Genomic DNA, 17,300 nt, shown 5'->3' with positions numbered 1-17,300 from the left:
CTCATTCCTCTGATAATTGTGGCGAAGTATTTCGCTAACATTTTGTTATCAGGAAGTTATAGACCATGTATGACAGTTTTGTGAAACATGGCCATAAAAAAACGGAGGCCGGAGCCTCCGTTCTCGAATGATTCAGACGTTAATCCGGCTTAAAGGCCAGATTTCAGCATTTCCCAATACTTCGCATAAACCTGAAGGGCTTCATCACCAATATCCGTCTGGAATTCAGCGTTCACCATATCGTCCGAGTTCGGGTAGCTCGCGCGATCATTCGCAACAGATTCATCCAACAACTTACGGGCCGCCAGGTTTGGCGTAGCATAGCCGATATCTTCACTGATCAGCGCGGAGATTTCCGGCTGCAATACAAAGCTGATGAATTTGTGCGCCGCATCCGGGTTTTTCGCACTCTTAGGAATCACGAAACTGTCTAACCAGGCAATGATGCCTTCAGCCGGATACACGTATTCCAGTGTGGGCAGGCCCTCACGACCCATCACCGCTTCACCGTTCCAGATCATCCCGATGTCAGTTTCACCTTCGAGGTAAGGCATACGCGGAGCATCGGAATTGAAGGTACGAACCGATGGCATCAACTCCACCAGCTTCTCGTACGCCTCTTCAATCTCATCCGGGTTGGTACTGTTGCCAGAATAGCCCAGAACCCGCAGTGCTACGTGGAATACTTCGCGCATATCATTGGTCAGCATGACGCTACCTTTGTAACGCTCATCCCACAGGTCAGCCCAGGCGGTCACTTCACCCTCAATATCGGCCGTGTCCACCGCCAGACCAGTCGTACCCCAAAGGAAGGGTACGCTGTATTCATTCTTCGGATCGATATCCAGATTCACCAGCTCCGGCGCAAGGTTATCAAAACCTTCGATTTTGCTCTGATCGATCGGCATCAGCAGACCTTCCTGACGCATCTTACTCACGTAGTAAGTAGAAGGCACAGCCAGATCGTAGGCGGCGCTGTCATCCAGCAATTTCAAGCGAGCATACATGGCCTCATTGCTGTCGTAAGTGGTGTAGACCACCTGGATACCAGTCTCTTCTGTGAAGCGATCCAGTACTTCCTGTGGCATATATTCCGACCAGTTGTACAGGTTCAGAACCTGTGTTTCCTCGGAACTGCTGCAGCCAGTCAGACCTACCGCCAGCATGGTGGCCAGTGCCAGTTTTTTCATCGTTTGCTCCTTAACAGAATCCATTGAGACAACATCAGCATCACTAGTGAAAACACCAGCAACAGCGAGCCCAGGGCGTTTACTTCCGGCTTCAGTCCCACCCGCACCATGGAGTAGATGCGCAAGGGCAGAATTTCATAACTTGGGCCACTGACAAAGGTACTGACGACCACATCGTCCAGTGACAACGTAAATCCCAGCAGCCAACCCGCCAGCAAAGCCGGCATGATAACCGGAATCAGTACAGTGCGGGTCATTGTAAAGTCGCTGGCGCCCAAATCCCGCGCGGCCTCTGGCAATCTTTCATCAAAGCCACTTAACCTTGCCATGACAGTAATCACCACAAACGGCAGACAAAAGGTAACGTGAGCCAGCAACAGAGTAACGTAGCCCAACTGCAGACCAACCAACAAGAAAAGCGCCAGCAACGAAATGGCCAGAACAATCTCAGGAGACATCATTACAATGAACAGCATGCCATTGAGTAACTGTTTGCCCCGGAACCTGTAGCGATGCAAGGCCAACGCAGTAAGCGCACCGATCAGTGTAGATACGGTGGCGGCAGAAAGTGCCAGCCACAACGAGTTCCACATGGCTTTCACCATGGCCCGATTATTGAACAAAGCCTCGTACCAACGCAGGCTCAGCCCGCCCCATTCATAGCCGGTTCGAGAGTCGTTAAATGAGAAGACCACCAGCACCGCGATAGGCACGTACAGCAGCAAGAAAACCAGGCTCAGGTATGCGCGAGGCAGCCAACGATTCATACGCCATCCTCCCCGATACGCCGCTTACTCAGGCGGTGGGCAAACATTAAAAATGCCATCGCCAGAGTCAGCATGATGCTGGCCGCCGCTCCAAAAGGCCAATTTCTGGCATCCAGAAACTGATTCTTGATGACGTTACCCACCAGTAGATTGCGGGAACCACCCAGGATATCCGGCACAAAGAACAGCCCCATCGCTGGCAGCAGAACCAGCATGACACCAGCCAGAACCCCCGGCAGGGTTAAAGGCACAATCACATGAATAAACGTCGAGAACCGGCCTGCGCCCAGGTCGTGGGAAGCCCGCAACAGGTCTTCGCGCAAATCTTCAAATACGGTGTATAAAGGCAGGATCATGAACGGCAACAGCAGATACACCAAGCCGATGATGACGGCCCCTTCGGTATACAACATCTGCATAGGCTCATCGATCATCCCGATGGCGATCAAACCATTGTTCAGCAAGCCATTGGTCGCCAGAATCAACTTCAGGGCGTAGGTACGCACCAAAGAGTTCGTCCAGAACGGTACTATCAACAGGAAAATCAGTAATACCCGGTGTTTTCTGGCAATTTTCGACAAAGACCAGGCAAAGGGATAGCCGATCAACAAACAGATCAACGTCGTCATGGCCGCCATGTACAGAGAATGCAGGAATACATCCAGATACAGCGGATTTAGAAGTTGGCGGTAAGCATCAAAGTTAATCGGCAACGAAATAAAGCTGCCCGGGCTCCGAGTCATGACACTCGCGCCAACAACCAGCAGGTTGGGGGTGAGCACCAGAAACAGCAACCAACCCCACACCAGAACCAATACGGCGGTCCTGAACGGTTGCTGCAGAGTGTTACCCATCAACGGTTTCATCCCCGGTCACAATGGCAGGCTCTTCAGGCAACAACCATTCCCAACCATCCACCCAGCTAACTCTGACCGGCTCACCCAGGCGGTAGTCGAAGGCCGGGTCATCTTCATCAAAAAATTCAGAAGCCAGCACTTCGGTCCCGTCAGGTAAGTGGATAACGGAATCCAGGGTACTTCCCTTATAGTTCCGTTCCACCACTTTACCCGCTACACCATCTTTATCGCCCGGTGCCAATACCCGAATATCTTCCGGGCGAAGCAGCACATGCAAAGGCTGCCCATCAGAAACAGGGAAGTCTGGTTTACGGAACCGGCGTTTCAGACCGAAAACATCTACCGTAATGGTGTTGTCATCATTAATAGCATCCACCCGACCCGGGAAGAAATTGGTTTCGCCCACAAAACGAGCGGTAAACAGATTGGCCGGGCGCTCATACACCTCGCGCGGCGTACCCAACTGCTGAATGAGGCCATCTTTCAGAACCACCACGCGGTCAGACATCGACAAGGCTTCTTCCTGGTCGTGGGTCACGAACACGAAGGTAATACCCAGCTCACGCTGCAAGCGTTTGAGCTCTACCTGCATGGTACGACGTAGTTTGTAATCCAGCGCTGACAGGGGCTCATCCAGTAGCAGCATTTTCGGGCGTTTGACCACGGCCCGGGCAATTGCGACACGCTGTTGCTGACCGCCTGAAAGCTGGTGTGGCTTGCGCCTGGCAAAATCTTCCAGTTGCACCATAGCCAGGGCCTCTTCAACCCGCTGCTGAATTTCGGGCTTCGGACGCTTCTCCATCTTCAGACCGTACGCCACGTTATCGAATACCGTCATGTGGGGAAACAACGCATAGTTCTGGAATACCGTATTCAGCGGACGCCCTTCCGGGGGCGTATGAGTGATATCCAGACCTCCCAGAGTGATGGAGCCTTCATCCGGGTGCTCAAAACCCGCCATCATTCGCAACAACGTGGTTTTGCCGCAACCAGACGGCCCCAGCAAAGTAATAAATTCACCATCGAAGATCTCAAGATCCAGCGAATCCACTACCTTTCTGTCGTCAAATTGCTTGGATAGCCTACTAAGGGATAGCAGTGTCTGTGTCATCGGCCCTGCCTATAGAGTGAGCGCGCTATTTTTCCAGAAACTTCAGCAAACAAAAAGGGGCGTCGGGATATTCCATAATCCCGGCGCCCCTTCGCTCTAGGCTTTGTTTTTACTGGTCAGCTACGCTGTTCAGATACGCCTTATCAGAGATGTTTGTCCAGGGGCGAACCTGTTGCAGATATTCGCGCTGGGAAGTAATGATTTCATTCGCCAATTCGTCTTCGGCTGCGAATTCATTCAGCAAACGGTTGGTCGCCTCACGCAGTGCATTGATGACCTCAGCAGGAAAGACTTTATGGGTCACATCCGGATAATCTTTCTTCATGCTCGCCCAGGCAACACCACTTTCGTGGGTGCTCTGGATATACATGTCATAGGCCGCGGTACGCATTGCTACCCGCAGGACTTCCTGAAGATCTTCAGGAAGTTTGTTCCAGGTTTTCTGATTAATCAGGAACTGAACTTCAGCATTAGGCTCCTGCCAGCCAGAATAGTAGTACTTGGCAATCTGGTGAAAACCCAGCGGCAAGTCCAGAGCGGGCCCGACCCACTCCACAGCATCAATAGTGCCACGCTCAAGAGCGGTATAAAGCTCACCTGGCGGTAAGTTGGTAACAGCCGCCCCCACTTCAGCCATCACCTCACCGGCAAAGCCGGGTGTGCGTATTTTCAGGCCTTTCAGGTCATCCAGTGAGTTGATTTCTTTCCGGAACCAGCCGCCCATCTGGTTGCTGGTATTACCACCCGGGAAAGACAGCAGGCCGAATGGCTCATACACCTTCTGCATCAGGTCCATGCCTTCATCAAAATAGAACCAGGCATACATTTCCGGAGCAATCATGCCGAACGGCGTGGTGGTGAAGTACATGGCGTTAGGGATAGCGCCTTTGTAGTAATAGGAAGCCGTGTGCCCCATATCATACTGACCGTTCCGCACCATATCGAAGATGCCAAACGGCGCTTTATGCTTGTTGGAAGAATCAATTCGAAACTTCAGCCGACCATTGGACATTTTTTCTGCCATGGCTGCCATATTGCGAGGAGTATCCCCCAGCAGACCAGAATTTGGGCCCCAAGTCTCAGCCAGGCGGATGGTGTAGGTTTTGTCTGCAGCCGCAAACGGGCTAGCCAGAAGCGTGGCCAGAGCCAGGACTACAAGAACGGTGTTGCGCATAAACATAGTGTTGATTTCCGTGGTTATCGCGATTAGGCAGGCATAAAAAATAACTGAAAACCCTGACAACCGCCAGAGCCGGCCGCGCTATTCAGTGCGTCCAGCTCTGGCGAACGCGGTTATACTTTGAACTGGGCGACCAATTCCCGAAGGTGTTCACCAAGCCGCGCCAATTCATGGCTTGCCTCATTGGTCTGGGTCACGCCAGTGTCACTCCGCTGTGCTGCGTCGACAATCCGCACCACGTTCTGGTTAACCTCTTCTGCCACCTGGCTTTGCTGTTCAGCTGCCGTCGCGATCTGGGAGACCTGGTCATGAATCTGAGTAATCGAATTCACTATCGTGTTCAGGGCTGTCGTAGCATGGTTGATTCTTTCAACCGTTGCTTCGGAGCTTTTACGGGAATGATGCATCCGTTCAACTGAAGCCTTGGACTCCGCCACAAAACCATCAATCATTTCCCGAATCTGGTCTGCAGACTCTGCTGACCGTTTTGCAAGCTGACGCACTTCATCTGCTACCACCGAGAAACCACGACCATGCTCTCCGGCCCGAGCGGCCTCAATAGCAGCATTCAGAGCCAGCAAATTAGTCTGTTCAGTGACCGCCTGAATAACATCCAGTACCTGCTGAATATCATTAGATTTCTCAGCCAGTGCCGTAATACTGGTTGCAGCGCCTTCTAACTCATTAGACAGCTCGGTAACCGAGCCCTGAGCACTGGATATGGTCTCACCACCTTCACGAGCCATCCGGTCAGCGTCTGAAGCGGCACTTTCAACCTCGTTGGCATTACCAGAAATCTGCTGGATGGTGGCAGCCATTTCATTAATTGCTGAGGCAATCTGGTCCGTTTCTGAGCCTTGCTCCTGCACCGACTGCCGGGTTTCAGTTGCCACCCGGCTAAGTTCTTCAGCGGCCGAAGCCACCTGATCAGTAGTGCTACCAACTTCACGAATGGTATTTTGCATCTTTATCACAAAGTGGTTAAACCGACGCCCCAGCTCGGCAAGTTCGTCATTGCCCTCTTCCGGGAGGCGCTGGCGCAGGTCACCGTCTCCGTCTGCAATTTCCTGCATCATATCGCTGACCTTGTTCAGCGGAGCGGTCACCGTACGACCAATCGCCAGCCCTATCATCAGCGAAACAACCACAACAACAACCGTAACCAGAAGAATAAAACTCATGGCTGAGGTCATCGTCGCATCAATGTCCTTTTCAACAGCCGTCAGCACCCGCTCAATATCCGTTATATAGACACCGGCACCTATCATCCAGTCCCAGTCAGGAATAACACTGGTATAAGAAACCTTAGACTCAATCGCGCCATTAGTAGCTGGATTGGGCCATTCGTACCTTTCAAAGCCATCTTGCGTGGCAGATCTGAACAATTTGCCCACCAACTCCCGGGCAACAGAGCTTGTTACCGGCCCTTCCTTATCGGGGTTGGGACCATAAGCAAGGTTGTAGGCATCCCGGGTGTAGAGATACACATAGTTATTGTCGCCAAAGCCAATTGAACGTATCCGGTTGCGAGCCTCTACCTTGGCCTCTTCAACAGTGAACTCAGGATTATTTTTGGCTTCCAGGGCCACATCTTTGGCCGCCTCAACCAAATCCTTAAGCCCTTGTTTACGCGCTCCCAATAGTTCTGCTTCAAGTCGTTGAAGCTCGGCCTTGCCGTTTGCACTTATCTGGGCTGAAGTGATCCAGGCAACCGTGCCTGCGGTAACAAGCACCGGCACTAACACGCCGATTAACAATCGGGTTCTTATTCGCATCTTGCTCAAAAACGACATGACTAGTGCTCCGGAATTTTATTAGCTCGAGTATTATCCACAAAAACCCTCAGTTGAGGTGATGTGCACAATTAATAGTATCTGCCGATTGGTCAAATTCTTAAGGACTCTCAGACTAAAGTTACATGAAGAGCATGAGAATATCGCAGCAATTTCTATCACTGTCGGGGTTACGAACACTCTTATAATGATTTACTCTAACCTAATTACTTATGGTTACCGGAGGCTCCATGAAAACTGTTCACGACCTTATTGCGGAAGCAAAACAAGTCATTCAGGAAATTTCAGTGGAAGAAGCAAGTGCTGCCATCAAAAACGCCGACCTGCTGCTAGATGTTCGAGATGGCGATGAATACCGCGCCAGCCATATCCCGGGCGCGGTGAATGTGTCCCGTGGACTGCTCGAATTCAAGTTCACCAACGATCCGGCCTTCGAAGACCGCCAGATGAACATTGTTCTTTACTGCAAAAACTCCGGCCGGGCAGCGCTAAGCGCCAAGACACTCAAAGAGATGGGCTACATTCATGTTAAATCTATCGAAGGTGGCTTCGATGCCTGGGTGGCAGCAGGCAAAGAAACCGCAGCGCCGGAGCTCCCTTCATTCGAATAATTCCTGACAACTCCCCGGAGCGAAGCTGGTCACATTCGTACCAGCTTCGCTTCCAGTAACAGATTAGGCCCAAGCTTCGCGACCTTTACCCGAGCCGGATTCAGCCCCAACCCTCTGATGGCCTCATGGATTTCATCCATTGCCTCATCCGCAGGTGCCGCCAGCAACAACTCTCTGACCGAGCTCAAAACCATTTTCACGGGCACCGTCATAAAGTAGACAGAAATCAGCATCATCATCACCGGGTCTGCATACACCGCTAGTGCTGACCATTCGCTTCGCTCCAACAACCAGGCAACAGCAAAGCCGATCATCACGGCGGCACTCAATACCGTGTCCATCAACCACTGACCCTGCTCGGCCAGCACCAAACCAGAGCCATTGCGAACGCTGGTCCAGCGCAGATAAATCCAGACGATCAGGCAACCCACAACACTAACCGCACCAAAAACCAAGGCCATATCTGCCTGTACCGGTCGGCCGCCCTGCAGCATTGAAAGCACAGCAGAAGCAAACGAAAGCACACAGACAAGACCAATCACCAGACCTTTCACTGCAATGACCAGTGGTTCTACTGCACCCATGCCAAACGGGTAATCTTCAGTTGCCGGGCGACGGACAAGACGCGCCGCGTAGAGTGACAGCAAAGAGAGCGCCAGACTGACCAGGGAATAGGCCCCATCAAAAAGAATAACCAGAGAATCTACCCAAAGCCCCCAAACGATGCCGGCCACCGCAAACAAACCGGCTCCGACTGCAGACAATTTCAGCGCCATATTTTCCCGCGCCAGAGAAGTAAACATTTTGACCTCCTGATAATTACTAGCCATATTACCGGGGCGTCTTTTAAACCGTGAGTCACTGAGCGACGAACAATCCGTCGGAATAAGGAGGAAAGTGAAAACATCCCAGATCAAAACATTTCTGGCAGTCGTCGAGAATGGCAGCATTGCTGCAGCCGCAAGAGAGCTGAACCGAAGCCGAACAACCGTGAGCACCATACTCGCCTCTCTGGAAGATGAACTCGGCATTGCGCTGTTCGAGCGCAGCGGCAATCAACTCCACCTGACTGCTATCGGTCAGTCGATTGTCACCGACTGTCGGCGTTTTGATCAGGTTGCCGGCCAGATACAAGCCCGCTGCCAGCATCATCTGAGCGGAGCGGAATCAGTGCTGCGGATTGCCCGGGACGATTGCATTCCGGAGGATATATGGCGCGACATACTCCGACGTCTCAAACAGCAATTCCCCCAAACCAGCCTGTCTATCTATCTGGCCCCACCCAGAGAACTGGCGTCGCTGGTTCGAAACCAGTCGGTAGATGTAGCCTACGGCCTCATGCCGGAACTTCTGAGCGAGGGCTATCAATGGTTCAGGGAACTGGCAGACGTGCGCATGCTCACTGTGGCTGCCCCCGATCACCCCCTGTGCCAGCTCAAAAGAGTGACTCAGGATCAGCTGATCACCCACACGGAAATCACCATGGCCTACATGAAGGACGCCCAGCTGGTGGCGGAATCTCCTGAGACAGCTAACTACCTGGCATTTACTCAATACGAACTGATCCGGGATGCCGTCATTGATGGCGCAGGGTGGGCTGACCTGCCATTGCCATTAATCGCCGGGGCCTTGAGAAAAGAACAACTCAAAACCATTCATCACCGCAGTGCCCGCTGGTGGAAAATCTTCAGTGCACTGGAGTCTGAGCAGGCACAAGGCGGCGCCGTAGTGGGCTGGCTGGCTAACGAATTGGAGGCCTATTTGGAAACTATGAGTTAAGGCCGGTTCACCCAGGGCGGGTCATGGCGCACATGCTGGCTGTGACCGCAGGCCAACAGCCACCCAATGGTTTTCATCATCCTTGTGATAGCCCGTGACAGGTTGCTTCATGCTCTGCTTCTGCCAACCCATGCAGACCAGGAGTAAATCACCAAAGCCACCCAAATCATCCCGAAGCTAAGCAGCTTTTCAGTGCTCAAAGGCTCATTGAATACGTAAAGTGCTATCAGGAACTGTAAAGTAGGATTGATGTACATGAGGAAGCCCACGGTGGAGAGCGTCAATCGGCGAGCAGCCCCGGCAAAAGCCAGCAGCGGAACAGCCGTCACAATACCGCAGGACATCAACAACAGCATGTTATAGGTGCTATCGGTTAAGTGGGAAACACCTTTCGCAGACAGCCAGGCCAGAGTAAGCAGCCCAAGCGGTAACAACAGAAGTGTTTCAACAAACAGGCCCGACAAGCCATCCAGCGCGACCTTCTTGCGCAACAGACCATAGGTCCCGAAGCTAAAGGCCAGCGCCAGAGTAATCCAGGGCAATTCTCCCAGCAGTAAAATCTGGTAGCAAATAGCCACCGCAGCCAACACAACGGCCACAACCTGAAGACGGGAAATACGCTCTCCCAAAACCAGTAACCCCATAGCCACATTCACTAACGGTGTCAGAAAATAGCCCAGACTGGCTTGCAACACATGACGGGTTTCTACTGCATAAATATAGATACCCCAGTTAAGCGCAATAAACACAGAACACCCCAGAACAAAGCCAAGCTTTTTTGGCTCCTTCAGGGCTGTTTTCACGGGCGACCAGCGTTTCAGAAGAGAAATAACGAGGGCAAGGAACAGGCAGGACCAGACCACCCGGTGGATCAGCACCTCCCAGGCCGGAATGCCTTCAAAAAGGGCGAAATACAAGGGGAAGCTGCCCCACATTGTGTAGGCAGCCAGGCCGTAGACAACGCCCTTACTGGTTTCAGAAACAGATTTCGCCATAAATGAATCAACCACCCAGGCAACAGACTTTGTATTTTCGGCCACTGCCACAGGGACAAGGATCATTACGGCCAGGCTTTAGAAGACCTTCACGTGTGTCTCCGGTCAAGTAGTACCAATGGTCACCTTCCTTTACAAAATCAGACCTCTCTTCAAGGAAGCCCCAGCCTTGCCCGGCACGATATGTCGCCCTAAAGTACACTTCCCCTTGATTACCGACCTCTCTGCCCGCGATAATCTGTAGTGATGTCCATGCCGGTGAGTGGTCCAGCTCCAGCTCGGAAGGCCGGGTATCCGGATGCCAGGTTGCCCGAAGATAGCGCTGGTCCTTCAGCACAAAAGCCGCAAATCTGGACCGCATAAGAGCTTCGGGCGAAGGCGCCGGCTGGCCAAGATGCAAAGGCTGACAGCAATGCGAGTATGTTTTACCACTACCGCAGGGGCAGCCGCTGGGCTGGTCAACTGTATTCATAAAGTACTGGCTCCCTGGGGGGCACCGATCGGGCATAGAGCACCACCAACATTTACAATGGCCTGTTAAAAATGAACGACTATTCAGTTAGCTCGTAATTGCATGCAGAGAAGCGTGCATACGCAGGCTAAACTCGCCATACTCTACAGAGCATTGGCTATAAACTGAATGAAGATAAAAACACCAATGAACCCCAAGACACCCACCATCAACCTGCCCCCAGAGCCAGGATCGCAGCCCCCTGCACCAACAATGTCGGTAGAAGGGCTTCAGGCCGTGTTAGACAATCTTGATGCCTTGGTGTACGTATCTGACCTCGACACTTACGAACTGCTCTACATGAACGCCTATGGGCGGCGAAAATGGGGCGCTATTGACGGTCGGAAATGCTGGAGAGTGCTGCAAAACGCCAACAACCCGTGCAGTTTCTGTACCAACCACCTGCTGATAGCTTCCGATGGCTCACCCAAACCACCCCATGTCTGGGAATTCCAAAACCAACTCAACAAACACTGGTATCAGTGCCGGGACCAGGCCATTCCCTGGACCAACGGGAAACTGGTACGCCTGGAAATTGCTACCGACATTACCGACAGAAAGCAGATGGAGCTGGAACTTCAGGAAGCACACAACAAAGCTCAGGCTGCCGCCATGGAAGATGAGCTCACAAAGTTGCCGAACCGCCGCGCATTTTTCCAGTTTGGCAACCGGATACTGCATCAGGCCTTGCGCACCAAGTCACCGCTTGCGTTGGTAATGATGGACCTTGACTACTTCAAGCGGATTAACGACACCTACGGCCATCAAGGCGGCGACGAAGTACTTCGGAAAGTGTCTGAAGTCATGCAGACACGCTTACGAGAATCCGATCTGGTTGCTCGAATGGGCGGCGAAGAGTTTGCTCTATTATTACCCGAAACCGCTGCCGACGAGGCCCGAAAAATAACCGAACACCTACTGGCCCTCATCGGCGCCATGGACATTGCCTACAAGGAGCAGACCATCAAATCCAGCGCAAGCTTCGGAATCACCATAGTCAGCCCCGGCGACCAGAATCTGGAAACACTGTTGCAACGAGCTGACAGGGCGCTTTATCGATCCAAAGCAAAGGGCCGAGGCAGAGTATCGCTCTACCTGAAATGACCCGGCCTCTTATGACACCGTCCGGCTATGGACGCTTGGTAACAGCCATAGTCAGGCGGGAAATACACGTTAGTTTACCCTGTTCGTTTTCCAGCCTGATTTCCCACACCTGGGTCGTGCTGCCAATGTGATGCGGGCGAGCGGTGCCATAAACCCAACCACCTGTAATCGGGCGGATGTGATTAGCGTTGATCTCAAGCCCCACAGCCACAGTCCCCTTCTCCCGCAATACGCAGTTCGCGGCCATACTGCCCAAGGTTTCCGCCAGCAAGACCGAAGCACCCCCGTGCAGAATGCCAAACGGCTGTACAGTACGCTTATCCACCGGCATCCGGCCTTTCACGTAATCGTCACCAATCTCGAGGTACTCAATACCCATATGGCTCACAGCCGTATTCTTACTCGCATCGGCCAGCCGCTCGAGATCAGGGGTCACCGTCCAAATTGCCATGTTCAAACCTCTCTATATTGAACTTTTGTCTGTTATAACTGTCTGGAACAAGTCTATACAGTTAAGATATTCATAACCAAGTCTTTATCAAACAGAGTTATCCGGGAACTAACCAACCCAAGATGAGGGACCAAGAATGAAAAAAGTACGTCTAGTAACTGCAGCCACTTTGGCACTGTCTTTTGCCCTGCCAGCTGCCGCCCAAATGAGCGTTGAAGACCAGATCGTAGCCCGCAAGGCAGCTTATCAGTTCATGGCCTGGAACATGGGCAAGATCAAAGCCCAGGCAATTGACGGCGATACCGCGTTTAATGCCGACCAGATGAAAGCCGCAGCTAACGCGATTGCTGCAGTCGCCAACTCGGGCATGGGCGCACTTTATAGCCCGGATTCAGCTATGGATAAAGCTGAAGACACCCGTCTGAAGCCAGAGTTTTTCCAGCAGCCAGAAAGAGCCCGTGAAGTAGGTATGAACTTTGGCCGTGAAGCCAACAAACTTCAGGAAGTTGCAGCCAGCGGTGACAAAGCCGCTCTGGCACGGCAGTTTGCCGCCGTGGGCGAGACCTGCAAGGCCTGTCACGACGACTTCCGCGCCAAGTAACGCTTCTTAGCGTTGTTACCACCCCAGACTCTGGGGTGCTGGCTCTGGTGCCGGTGGTGGAGAAAGCAAGCTGCCACTGGCACCTAAAACCACGATGACGGCCAGCACCAGACACACCAGGAACGCTACAACCCCACCGCCACGAGCATCCTCTGCCAGGCCCGGCGCAACCTCTTTCTTACCGGTTATCATCGGCTTCATCAGGTTATCTTTCTTCACTTTGGTATAGAACATCACGGCCAGCACATGCAGTGTCACCAGGCCATACAGATACCATTCTGTCATGCGATGCCAGCTACTGAGTGCATCGGCCCAGGATGAAGAAAGTAACGGGTACAATGGGCCCTTGAAGGCAATTTCATCCGTGGCAAACAGGCCGGTAGTCGCCTGAAATCCGAACAGGCCAAGCAGGAGCAAAACAGAAAAAGCGCCTAACGGATTATGTCCGACACCTTGCCACTGCCCCCGAAGATAAGCCATCACAGCCCCGGGCCCACGCACGAAAGAACTGAAACGAGCATAGGTTGAACCTGCAAAACCCCAGAAAACTCTGAAGCTCAACAGGCCAACAACCAACAAACCGAACCGTCCATGCCAGTCTGGCATACCAGTTTTGATGGTTATCACAGAACCCGTTACAGCAAGAACCAGTAGCCAGTGAAACAGGCGTGTGGGCAAATCCCACAACCGTATGGTTGTCATGTCAGTTCCTTTCATTAAATAAAGATGAGCCTCAAGACAGCCGCCAGTTTACTTAGTTTCATGGCTTTTTCGCCAGACAGGAATCAAGTTCACGGTAAATCACACTTTGCAGTGCCCAGACTTATAATGAATCATTATTCACCTCTTCCATTGGAGCATCTGGACAAGCAAGCAGAACCATAGGATGCTGAGCATTATTCTAAAAACAACAGAAGCTGGCGGCACAACAGACCGCCCGGCTTAAAGACCGTGAGGACACCCTAGTGGCAAAGGCAACAACTCCAGAAGCACTAAAACCCAGCACGATCAGAATCGGCACTCGCTACCGGGCAAACCGATTGAAGGGCCCTTACGACGCCATTGTAATCGGTTCCGGTATTGGCGGGCTGACGGCTGCGGCATGTCTTTCAAAGGCGGGCAAAAAAGTTCTGGTACTGGAACAGCACTACACCGCCGGAGGCTATACCCATAGCTACGCCCGCAATGGCTATGAGTGGGATGTGGGTGTTCACTACATCGGCGATATGGGGACCAGCACCACTCTCGCGCGCCGGCTGTTCGATTACATCACCGACAGCAAGCTCAAGTGGGCACCCATGGATGAAAATTACGACCGGTTCTTCCTCGGGAACAAGGTTATCAATCTTCGAGCCGGAAAAGAGGGCCTACGGCACTCCTTGTTGGCCTCATTCCCGAATGACGGTGAAGCAATTGACCGTTACGTAGCCCTGCTCGACAAAGTCACCACCGGCATGCAGTGGTATACCCTGTCCAAACTGTCACCTGCGCTGGTTCGCCCACTCATTACAAGAGGGCTGAAAAAAGTTCTTCCAGACTGCTTTAACCGCACCACCTATGAGGTTTTAAGGGAGCTGACTGACAACGAGGAACTTATTGCAGCCATCACCGGCCAGTGGGGCGACTGCGGTGTTACCCCTAAGCAATCCAGCTTTATGATTCATTCCATCATTGCCAAGCACTACCTGCACGGCGGTTTTTACCCGGTAGGCGGCGCATCAGAAATTGCCAAAACCATCATTCCGGCCATTCAGGCCTCTGGTGGTGAAGTCTTCACCTACGCCGATGTAACCGACATTCTGGTTGAGAAGGGTAAAGCCGTAGGTGTGCGCATGGCCGACGGAGAAGAGATACGATCTCCCAAGGTGATCAGCAGTGCCGGAGTGATCAACACATTTGAGCGATTGTTGCCCAAAGAAGCGTCAGAGAAAGCCGGCTACCCTCAGGGCCGGAAGCACATTCGTCCATCTATGGGCCACATAGGCCTTTACATCGGCCTGAAAGGCACCCCTGAAGAGCTTGGATTACCACGTACAAACTTCTGGATTTATCCTGGTTCGGACCACGATGCAAACGTAAACGCATTTTTGAAAGACCCACGCAACGCGCCATTGCCCGTCGTGTATCTTTCTTTCCCTGCCGCTAAAGATCCGGACTACCAGAATCGCTGGCCCGGCACCTCCACCATTGAAGTTGTAGCACCAACCACCTGGGAGATGTTTGAAGGCTGGCAAGGTACAACCTGGGGTAAGCGCGGTGATGAATACGAAACACTGAAAGCAGAAATCACTGACAAGCTCCTGGAAGCTGTGTACGACAAACTGCCCCATCTACGTGGCAAAATTGACTACATAGAAACGTCAACGCCCCTATCAACGGCCTGGTTCTGTCGCTACGAGCAGGGCGAGCTTTATGGCCTCGACCATACCCCTGAACGTTTTGAACAAAGCTGGTTACGACCAAAAACCAACATCCCCGGCCTGTACCTCACCGGCCAGGATATTCTGACCTGCGGCGTGGTGGGCGCTATGATAGGTGGACTAATCACCACACTCTCTATTCAAGGCCTGAAAGGCGCAGGGCTGGCAAAACGTATTTTTGTCGGCTGAATCTACAGGGGATACAGCGATGGCACTTTTCTCAGAACAAGCGGCAGAAGCACAACTGAACAACGAAGCAGAACGCATCTGCGAAGATGATCTGGAGTCCCTGCTAAAGAGACAGGAGGCCATCGAAGCCAAGGTTAAAGGCAGTGGCCGGCTCCGGCGCTTCAGCATAGACATCAAGCTGATGTTTTCCCTTATCCGGGACTACTGGAAAGGACAGTACCGTGCCGTTCCCTGGAAAACGATTGCCGCCGTCGCCGGTGCCCTGTTGTATGTTCTGAATCCGCTGGACCTTATCCCAGACGTCATCTTCGGCATCGGGTTTATCGATGATGCAGGCGTTATTGCGCTCTGCCTGAAGCTGGTCGAATCAGACCTGCACAAGTACGGGGCCTGGAAAGAACTCGCGGAAGAATCAAAATGCGAAGCAAGACCAAATTGATTGAATAATAAACTAAAGGTAATCTTGTCCGCCAAACCGTAAATTATTAACTTCCTGGAGAACATGTGGATTTTGCCACTCTGATAGGTCTTGTCGGCGCGCTCATACTCATCGCTTCTGCCGTTATTCTTGGCGTATCCCCCGACGTTTTCATCAACTCTGCATCACTGTTGATTGTTGTGGGCGGCACGCTGCTTGTGGTGCTGGCCAAATTCAGCATTCCACAGTTTCTCGGCGCCTTTAAGGCTGCGGCACGGGCTTTCAAATTCAAACTCCCGGAAACCCATGCCAGCATCGAAGAATTGGTAGAAGTCGCCAATATCGCCCGTAAAGAGGGTGTACTTGGGCTCGAAGAGCGTGAAGTTGCCTCACCCTTTCTCGGTGAAGGCATACAAATGCTTGTAGACGGTCACAATGGTGACACGATCAAGCAACTACTGGACAAAGAGCGTCTGATGACTCTGGACCACAACCGTTCCGGAGCTAAGGTGTTCACCGCTATGGCCGACGTGGCACCCGCTATGGGCATGATCGGCACACTGATTGGCCTGGTACAAATGCTCTCGAATATGGAAGATCCAAAATCCATCGGTCCCGCTATGGCTGTTGCGTTGCTGACCACCCTTTATGGCGCCATGATCGCCACCATGATTGCAACGCCTATTGCCGACAAACTTTCCCTCCGGATGACGGAAGAGGCTCGCCTGCAAATGCTGTACACCGATGCGCTGGTAGCCATTCAGCAAGGCACCAACCCTCGCGTGATTGAACAGATGCTTTCCAGCTACCTGCCACCCAATCAGCGTGACAAGGCGCCCGAGGCGGAGGCCGCCAGCGGATAAGCCCCATGGATGAGCTGCCAGAAGAGGAAAAACCAGGCATCCCGGCCTGGGTTGTGACCTTTGCCGACTTGATGTCGCTATTGATGTGCTTTTTTGTGCTTTTGTTGTCATTTTCAGAAATCGACGCAATGAAATTCAAACAGATTGCCGGAGAGCTCTCAAAAGCATTCGGTGTGCAGCGTGAGATACCGGCACTGGAAATTCCACAGGGCACCAGCCCGATCTTCGACAAATTCTCGCCAGCACCTCCTGAGCCAACGCTGGTTAACGAAGTCAGACAGACCACTACAGATCAGCAACCAGAACTGCAGACACTGAAAAGCCCTACAGAACAAACAAGAGAAGTAGCTGCAGAGGCAGCTCTTGCTGCCAGTGCCGAGCGCATCCGGGAAGTCCTTGAAGACGCCATTGATGATGGCCGTATCACTGTGGAAAAAGACCTCGATCAGCACCACATCGT

At 52.4% G+C, this 17,300-nt stretch carries 20 protein-coding genes; 8 read left to right on the top strand and 12 right to left on the bottom strand.

The window, feature by feature from the left end; translation table 11 throughout:
• Positions 1–149: 149 nt before the first annotated feature.
• The 6 genes from ABYA77_RS10680 to ABYA77_RS10655 form a co-directional block, all read right to left on the bottom strand.
• Positions 150–1,190, bottom strand: a complete 1,041-nt coding sequence (locus tag ABYA77_RS10680; protein ID WP_372965953.1) for an extracellular solute-binding protein — start codon at positions 1,188–1,190, stop codon at positions 150–152.
• Positions 1,187–1,957 (bottom strand): spermidine/putrescine ABC transporter permease PotC, encoded by a 771-nt coding sequence (gene potC, locus ABYA77_RS10675; protein WP_372965952.1) that lies wholly within the window; start codon positions 1,955–1,957, stop codon positions 1,187–1,189. Before potC ends, ABYA77_RS10680 begins: the two co-directional genes overlap by 4 nt.
• Entirely contained in the window at positions 1,954–2,811 is an 858-nt protein-coding gene (potB, locus tag ABYA77_RS10670; RefSeq protein ID WP_372965951.1) for a spermidine/putrescine ABC transporter permease PotB, read from the bottom strand. Before potB ends, potC begins: the two co-directional genes overlap by 4 nt.
• Entirely contained in the window at positions 2,804–3,925 is a 1,122-nt protein-coding gene (gene potA / locus ABYA77_RS10665) for a spermidine/putrescine ABC transporter ATP-binding protein PotA (RefSeq protein WP_372965950.1), read from the bottom strand. The genes potB and potA overlap by 8 nt, the downstream gene beginning before the upstream one ends.
• A gap of 109 nt (positions 3,926–4,034) precedes the next feature.
• Positions 4,035–5,105 (bottom strand): TRAP transporter substrate-binding protein, encoded by a 1,071-nt coding sequence (locus ABYA77_RS10660; RefSeq protein ID WP_372965949.1) that lies wholly within the window; start codon positions 5,103–5,105, stop codon positions 4,035–4,037.
• A gap of 113 nt (positions 5,106–5,218) precedes the next feature.
• Positions 5,219–6,898, bottom strand: coding sequence for a methyl-accepting chemotaxis protein (locus ABYA77_RS10655; protein ID WP_372965948.1), 1,680 nt, complete (start codon positions 6,896–6,898; stop codon positions 5,219–5,221).
• Between the two features lie 230 nt (positions 6,899–7,128).
• Between ABYA77_RS10655 and ABYA77_RS10650 the strand changes: the two genes are divergently transcribed.
• On the top strand, positions 7,129–7,509 hold the full coding sequence (locus ABYA77_RS10650) for a rhodanese-like domain-containing protein (RefSeq protein ID WP_372965947.1): 381 nt from the start codon (positions 7,129–7,131) through the stop codon (positions 7,507–7,509).
• A 29-nt stretch (positions 7,510–7,538) separates the two neighbouring features.
• Here ABYA77_RS10650 and ABYA77_RS10645 read toward each other — a convergent pair whose 3' ends face one another.
• Positions 7,539–8,312 carry a cation diffusion facilitator family transporter gene (locus ABYA77_RS10645; protein ID WP_372965946.1) on the bottom strand — a complete coding sequence of 258 codons (774 nt, stop codon included), beginning with the start codon at positions 8,310–8,312 and terminating at the stop codon, positions 7,539–7,541.
• A 94-nt stretch (positions 8,313–8,406) separates the two neighbouring features.
• On the opposite strand from ABYA77_RS10645, the gene ABYA77_RS10640 reads away from it, so the two are divergent.
• Positions 8,407–9,288, top strand: coding sequence for a LysR family transcriptional regulator (locus ABYA77_RS10640; protein WP_372965945.1), 882 nt, complete (start codon positions 8,407–8,409; stop codon positions 9,286–9,288).
• On the opposite strand, the gene ABYA77_RS10635 is transcribed toward ABYA77_RS10640, so the two are convergent.
• Genes ABYA77_RS10635 through ABYA77_RS10625 form a run of 3 tightly spaced genes read right to left on the bottom strand, consistent with a single transcriptional unit; the run spans position 9,285 to position 10,755 of the window.
• Complete coding sequence (locus ABYA77_RS10635) at positions 9,285–9,365, bottom strand: DUF3565 domain-containing protein (protein ID WP_372965970.1); 81 nt, start codon at positions 9,363–9,365, stop codon at positions 9,285–9,287. The two genes, ABYA77_RS10640 and ABYA77_RS10635, sit on opposite strands and share 4 nt — an antisense overlap.
• Positions 9,366–9,395: 30 nt before the next feature.
• Positions 9,396–10,283, bottom strand: a complete 888-nt coding sequence (rarD, locus tag ABYA77_RS10630) for an EamA family transporter RarD (protein WP_372965944.1) — start codon at positions 10,281–10,283, stop codon at positions 9,396–9,398.
• A 7-nt stretch (positions 10,284–10,290) separates the two neighbouring features.
• On the bottom strand, positions 10,291–10,755 hold the full coding sequence (locus ABYA77_RS10625; RefSeq protein ID WP_372965943.1) for a YchJ family protein: 465 nt from the start codon (positions 10,753–10,755) through the stop codon (positions 10,291–10,293).
• Positions 10,756–10,941: 186 nt separating this feature from the next.
• On the opposite strand from ABYA77_RS10625, the gene ABYA77_RS10620 reads away from it, so the two are divergent.
• Positions 10,942–11,898, top strand: a complete 957-nt coding sequence (locus tag ABYA77_RS10620) for a GGDEF domain-containing protein (protein ID WP_372965942.1) — start codon at positions 10,942–10,944, stop codon at positions 11,896–11,898.
• A gap of 25 nt (positions 11,899–11,923) precedes the next feature.
• On the opposite strand, the gene ABYA77_RS10615 is transcribed toward ABYA77_RS10620, so the two are convergent.
• Complete coding sequence (locus ABYA77_RS10615) at positions 11,924–12,349, bottom strand: hotdog fold thioesterase (protein ID WP_372965941.1); 426 nt, start codon at positions 12,347–12,349, stop codon at positions 11,924–11,926.
• Positions 12,350–12,485: 136 nt separating this feature from the next.
• Here ABYA77_RS10615 and ABYA77_RS10610 point away from each other — a divergent pair, with 136 nt between their 5' ends.
• Positions 12,486–12,950, top strand: coding sequence for a cytochrome c (locus ABYA77_RS10610; RefSeq protein ID WP_372965940.1), 465 nt, complete (start codon positions 12,486–12,488; stop codon positions 12,948–12,950).
• A 15-nt stretch (positions 12,951–12,965) separates the two neighbouring features.
• Here ABYA77_RS10610 and ABYA77_RS10605 read toward each other — a convergent pair whose 3' ends face one another.
• Positions 12,966–13,652: a cytochrome b/b6 domain-containing protein gene (locus ABYA77_RS10605; RefSeq protein WP_372965939.1), complete on the bottom strand. Its 687-nt coding sequence runs from the start codon at positions 13,650–13,652 to the stop codon at positions 12,966–12,968.
• 263 nt (positions 13,653–13,915) lie between these two features.
• On the opposite strand from ABYA77_RS10605, the gene ABYA77_RS10600 reads away from it, so the two are divergent.
• The 4 genes from ABYA77_RS10600 to ABYA77_RS10585 form a co-directional block, all read left to right on the top strand.
• The gene (locus tag ABYA77_RS10600; protein ID WP_372965938.1) at positions 13,916–15,559 is read left to right on the top strand and encodes a phytoene desaturase family protein; all 1,644 of its coding nucleotides are present in this window, start codon (positions 13,916–13,918) and stop codon (positions 15,557–15,559) included.
• Positions 15,560–15,578: 19 nt separating this feature from the next.
• Entirely contained in the window at positions 15,579–15,998 is a 420-nt protein-coding gene (locus ABYA77_RS10595; RefSeq protein ID WP_372965937.1) for a YkvA family protein, read from the top strand.
• Positions 15,999–16,063: 65 nt separating this feature from the next.
• Positions 16,064–16,840, top strand: coding sequence for a flagellar motor protein PomA (pomA, locus tag ABYA77_RS10590; RefSeq protein WP_372965936.1), 777 nt, complete (start codon positions 16,064–16,066; stop codon positions 16,838–16,840).
• A gap of 5 nt (positions 16,841–16,845) precedes the next feature.
• A partial coding sequence (locus ABYA77_RS10585; RefSeq protein ID WP_372965935.1) for a flagellar motor protein MotB occupies positions 16,846–17,300 on the top strand: 455 nt, incomplete at its 3' end.

This window comes from Marinobacter sp., from assembly GCF_041595835.1.
Taxonomy (GTDB): domain Bacteria; phylum Pseudomonadota; class Gammaproteobacteria; order Pseudomonadales; family Oleiphilaceae; genus Marinobacter.
The sequence above is the reverse complement of the archived record's forward strand: the minus strand, read 5'-3'. Positions and strand labels throughout refer to the sequence as shown.

Excerpts from the sequence above, each read along its gene's own strand:
- ABYA77_RS10680 (WP_372965953.1), bottom strand. The coding sequence starts at position 1,190 with ATGAAAAAACTGGCACTGGCCACCATGCTGGCGGTAGGTCTGACTGGC.
- potC (WP_372965952.1), bottom strand. The coding sequence starts at position 1,957 with ATGAATCGTTGGCTGCCTCGCGCATACCTGAGCCTGGTTTTCTTGCTG.
- potB (WP_372965951.1), bottom strand. The coding sequence starts at position 2,811 with ATGGGTAACACTCTGCAGCAACCGTTCAGGACCGCCGTATTGGTTCTG.
- potA (WP_372965950.1), bottom strand. The coding sequence starts at position 3,925 with ATGACACAGACACTGCTATCCCTTAGTAGGCTATCCAAGCAATTTGAC.
- ABYA77_RS10660 (WP_372965949.1), bottom strand. The coding sequence starts at position 5,105 with ATGTTTATGCGCAACACCGTTCTTGTAGTCCTGGCTCTGGCCACGCTT.
- ABYA77_RS10655 (WP_372965948.1), bottom strand. The coding sequence starts at position 6,898 with ATGTCGTTTTTGAGCAAGATGCGAATAAGAACCCGATTGTTAATCGGC.
- ABYA77_RS10650 (WP_372965947.1), top strand. The coding sequence starts at position 7,129 with ATGAAAACTGTTCACGACCTTATTGCGGAAGCAAAACAAGTCATTCAG.
- ABYA77_RS10645 (WP_372965946.1), bottom strand. The coding sequence starts at position 8,312 with ATGTTTACTTCTCTGGCGCGGGAAAATATGGCGCTGAAATTGTCTGCA.
- ABYA77_RS10635 (WP_372965970.1), bottom strand. The coding sequence starts at position 9,365 with ATGAAAACCATTGGGTGGCTGTTGGCCTGCGGTCACAGCCAGCATGTG.
- rarD (WP_372965944.1), bottom strand. The coding sequence starts at position 10,283 with ATGGCGAAATCTGTTTCTGAAACCAGTAAGGGCGTTGTCTACGGCCTG.
- ABYA77_RS10625 (WP_372965943.1), bottom strand. The coding sequence starts at position 10,755 with ATGAATACAGTTGACCAGCCCAGCGGCTGCCCCTGCGGTAGTGGTAAA.
- ABYA77_RS10620 (WP_372965942.1), top strand. The coding sequence starts at position 10,942 with ATGAACCCCAAGACACCCACCATCAACCTGCCCCCAGAGCCAGGATCG.
- ABYA77_RS10615 (WP_372965941.1), bottom strand. The coding sequence starts at position 12,349 with ATGGCAATTTGGACGGTGACCCCTGATCTCGAGCGGCTGGCCGATGCG.
- ABYA77_RS10610 (WP_372965940.1), top strand. The coding sequence starts at position 12,486 with ATGAAAAAAGTACGTCTAGTAACTGCAGCCACTTTGGCACTGTCTTTT.
- ABYA77_RS10605 (WP_372965939.1), bottom strand. The coding sequence starts at position 13,652 with ATGACAACCATACGGTTGTGGGATTTGCCCACACGCCTGTTTCACTGG.
- ABYA77_RS10595 (WP_372965937.1), top strand. The coding sequence starts at position 15,579 with ATGGCACTTTTCTCAGAACAAGCGGCAGAAGCACAACTGAACAACGAA.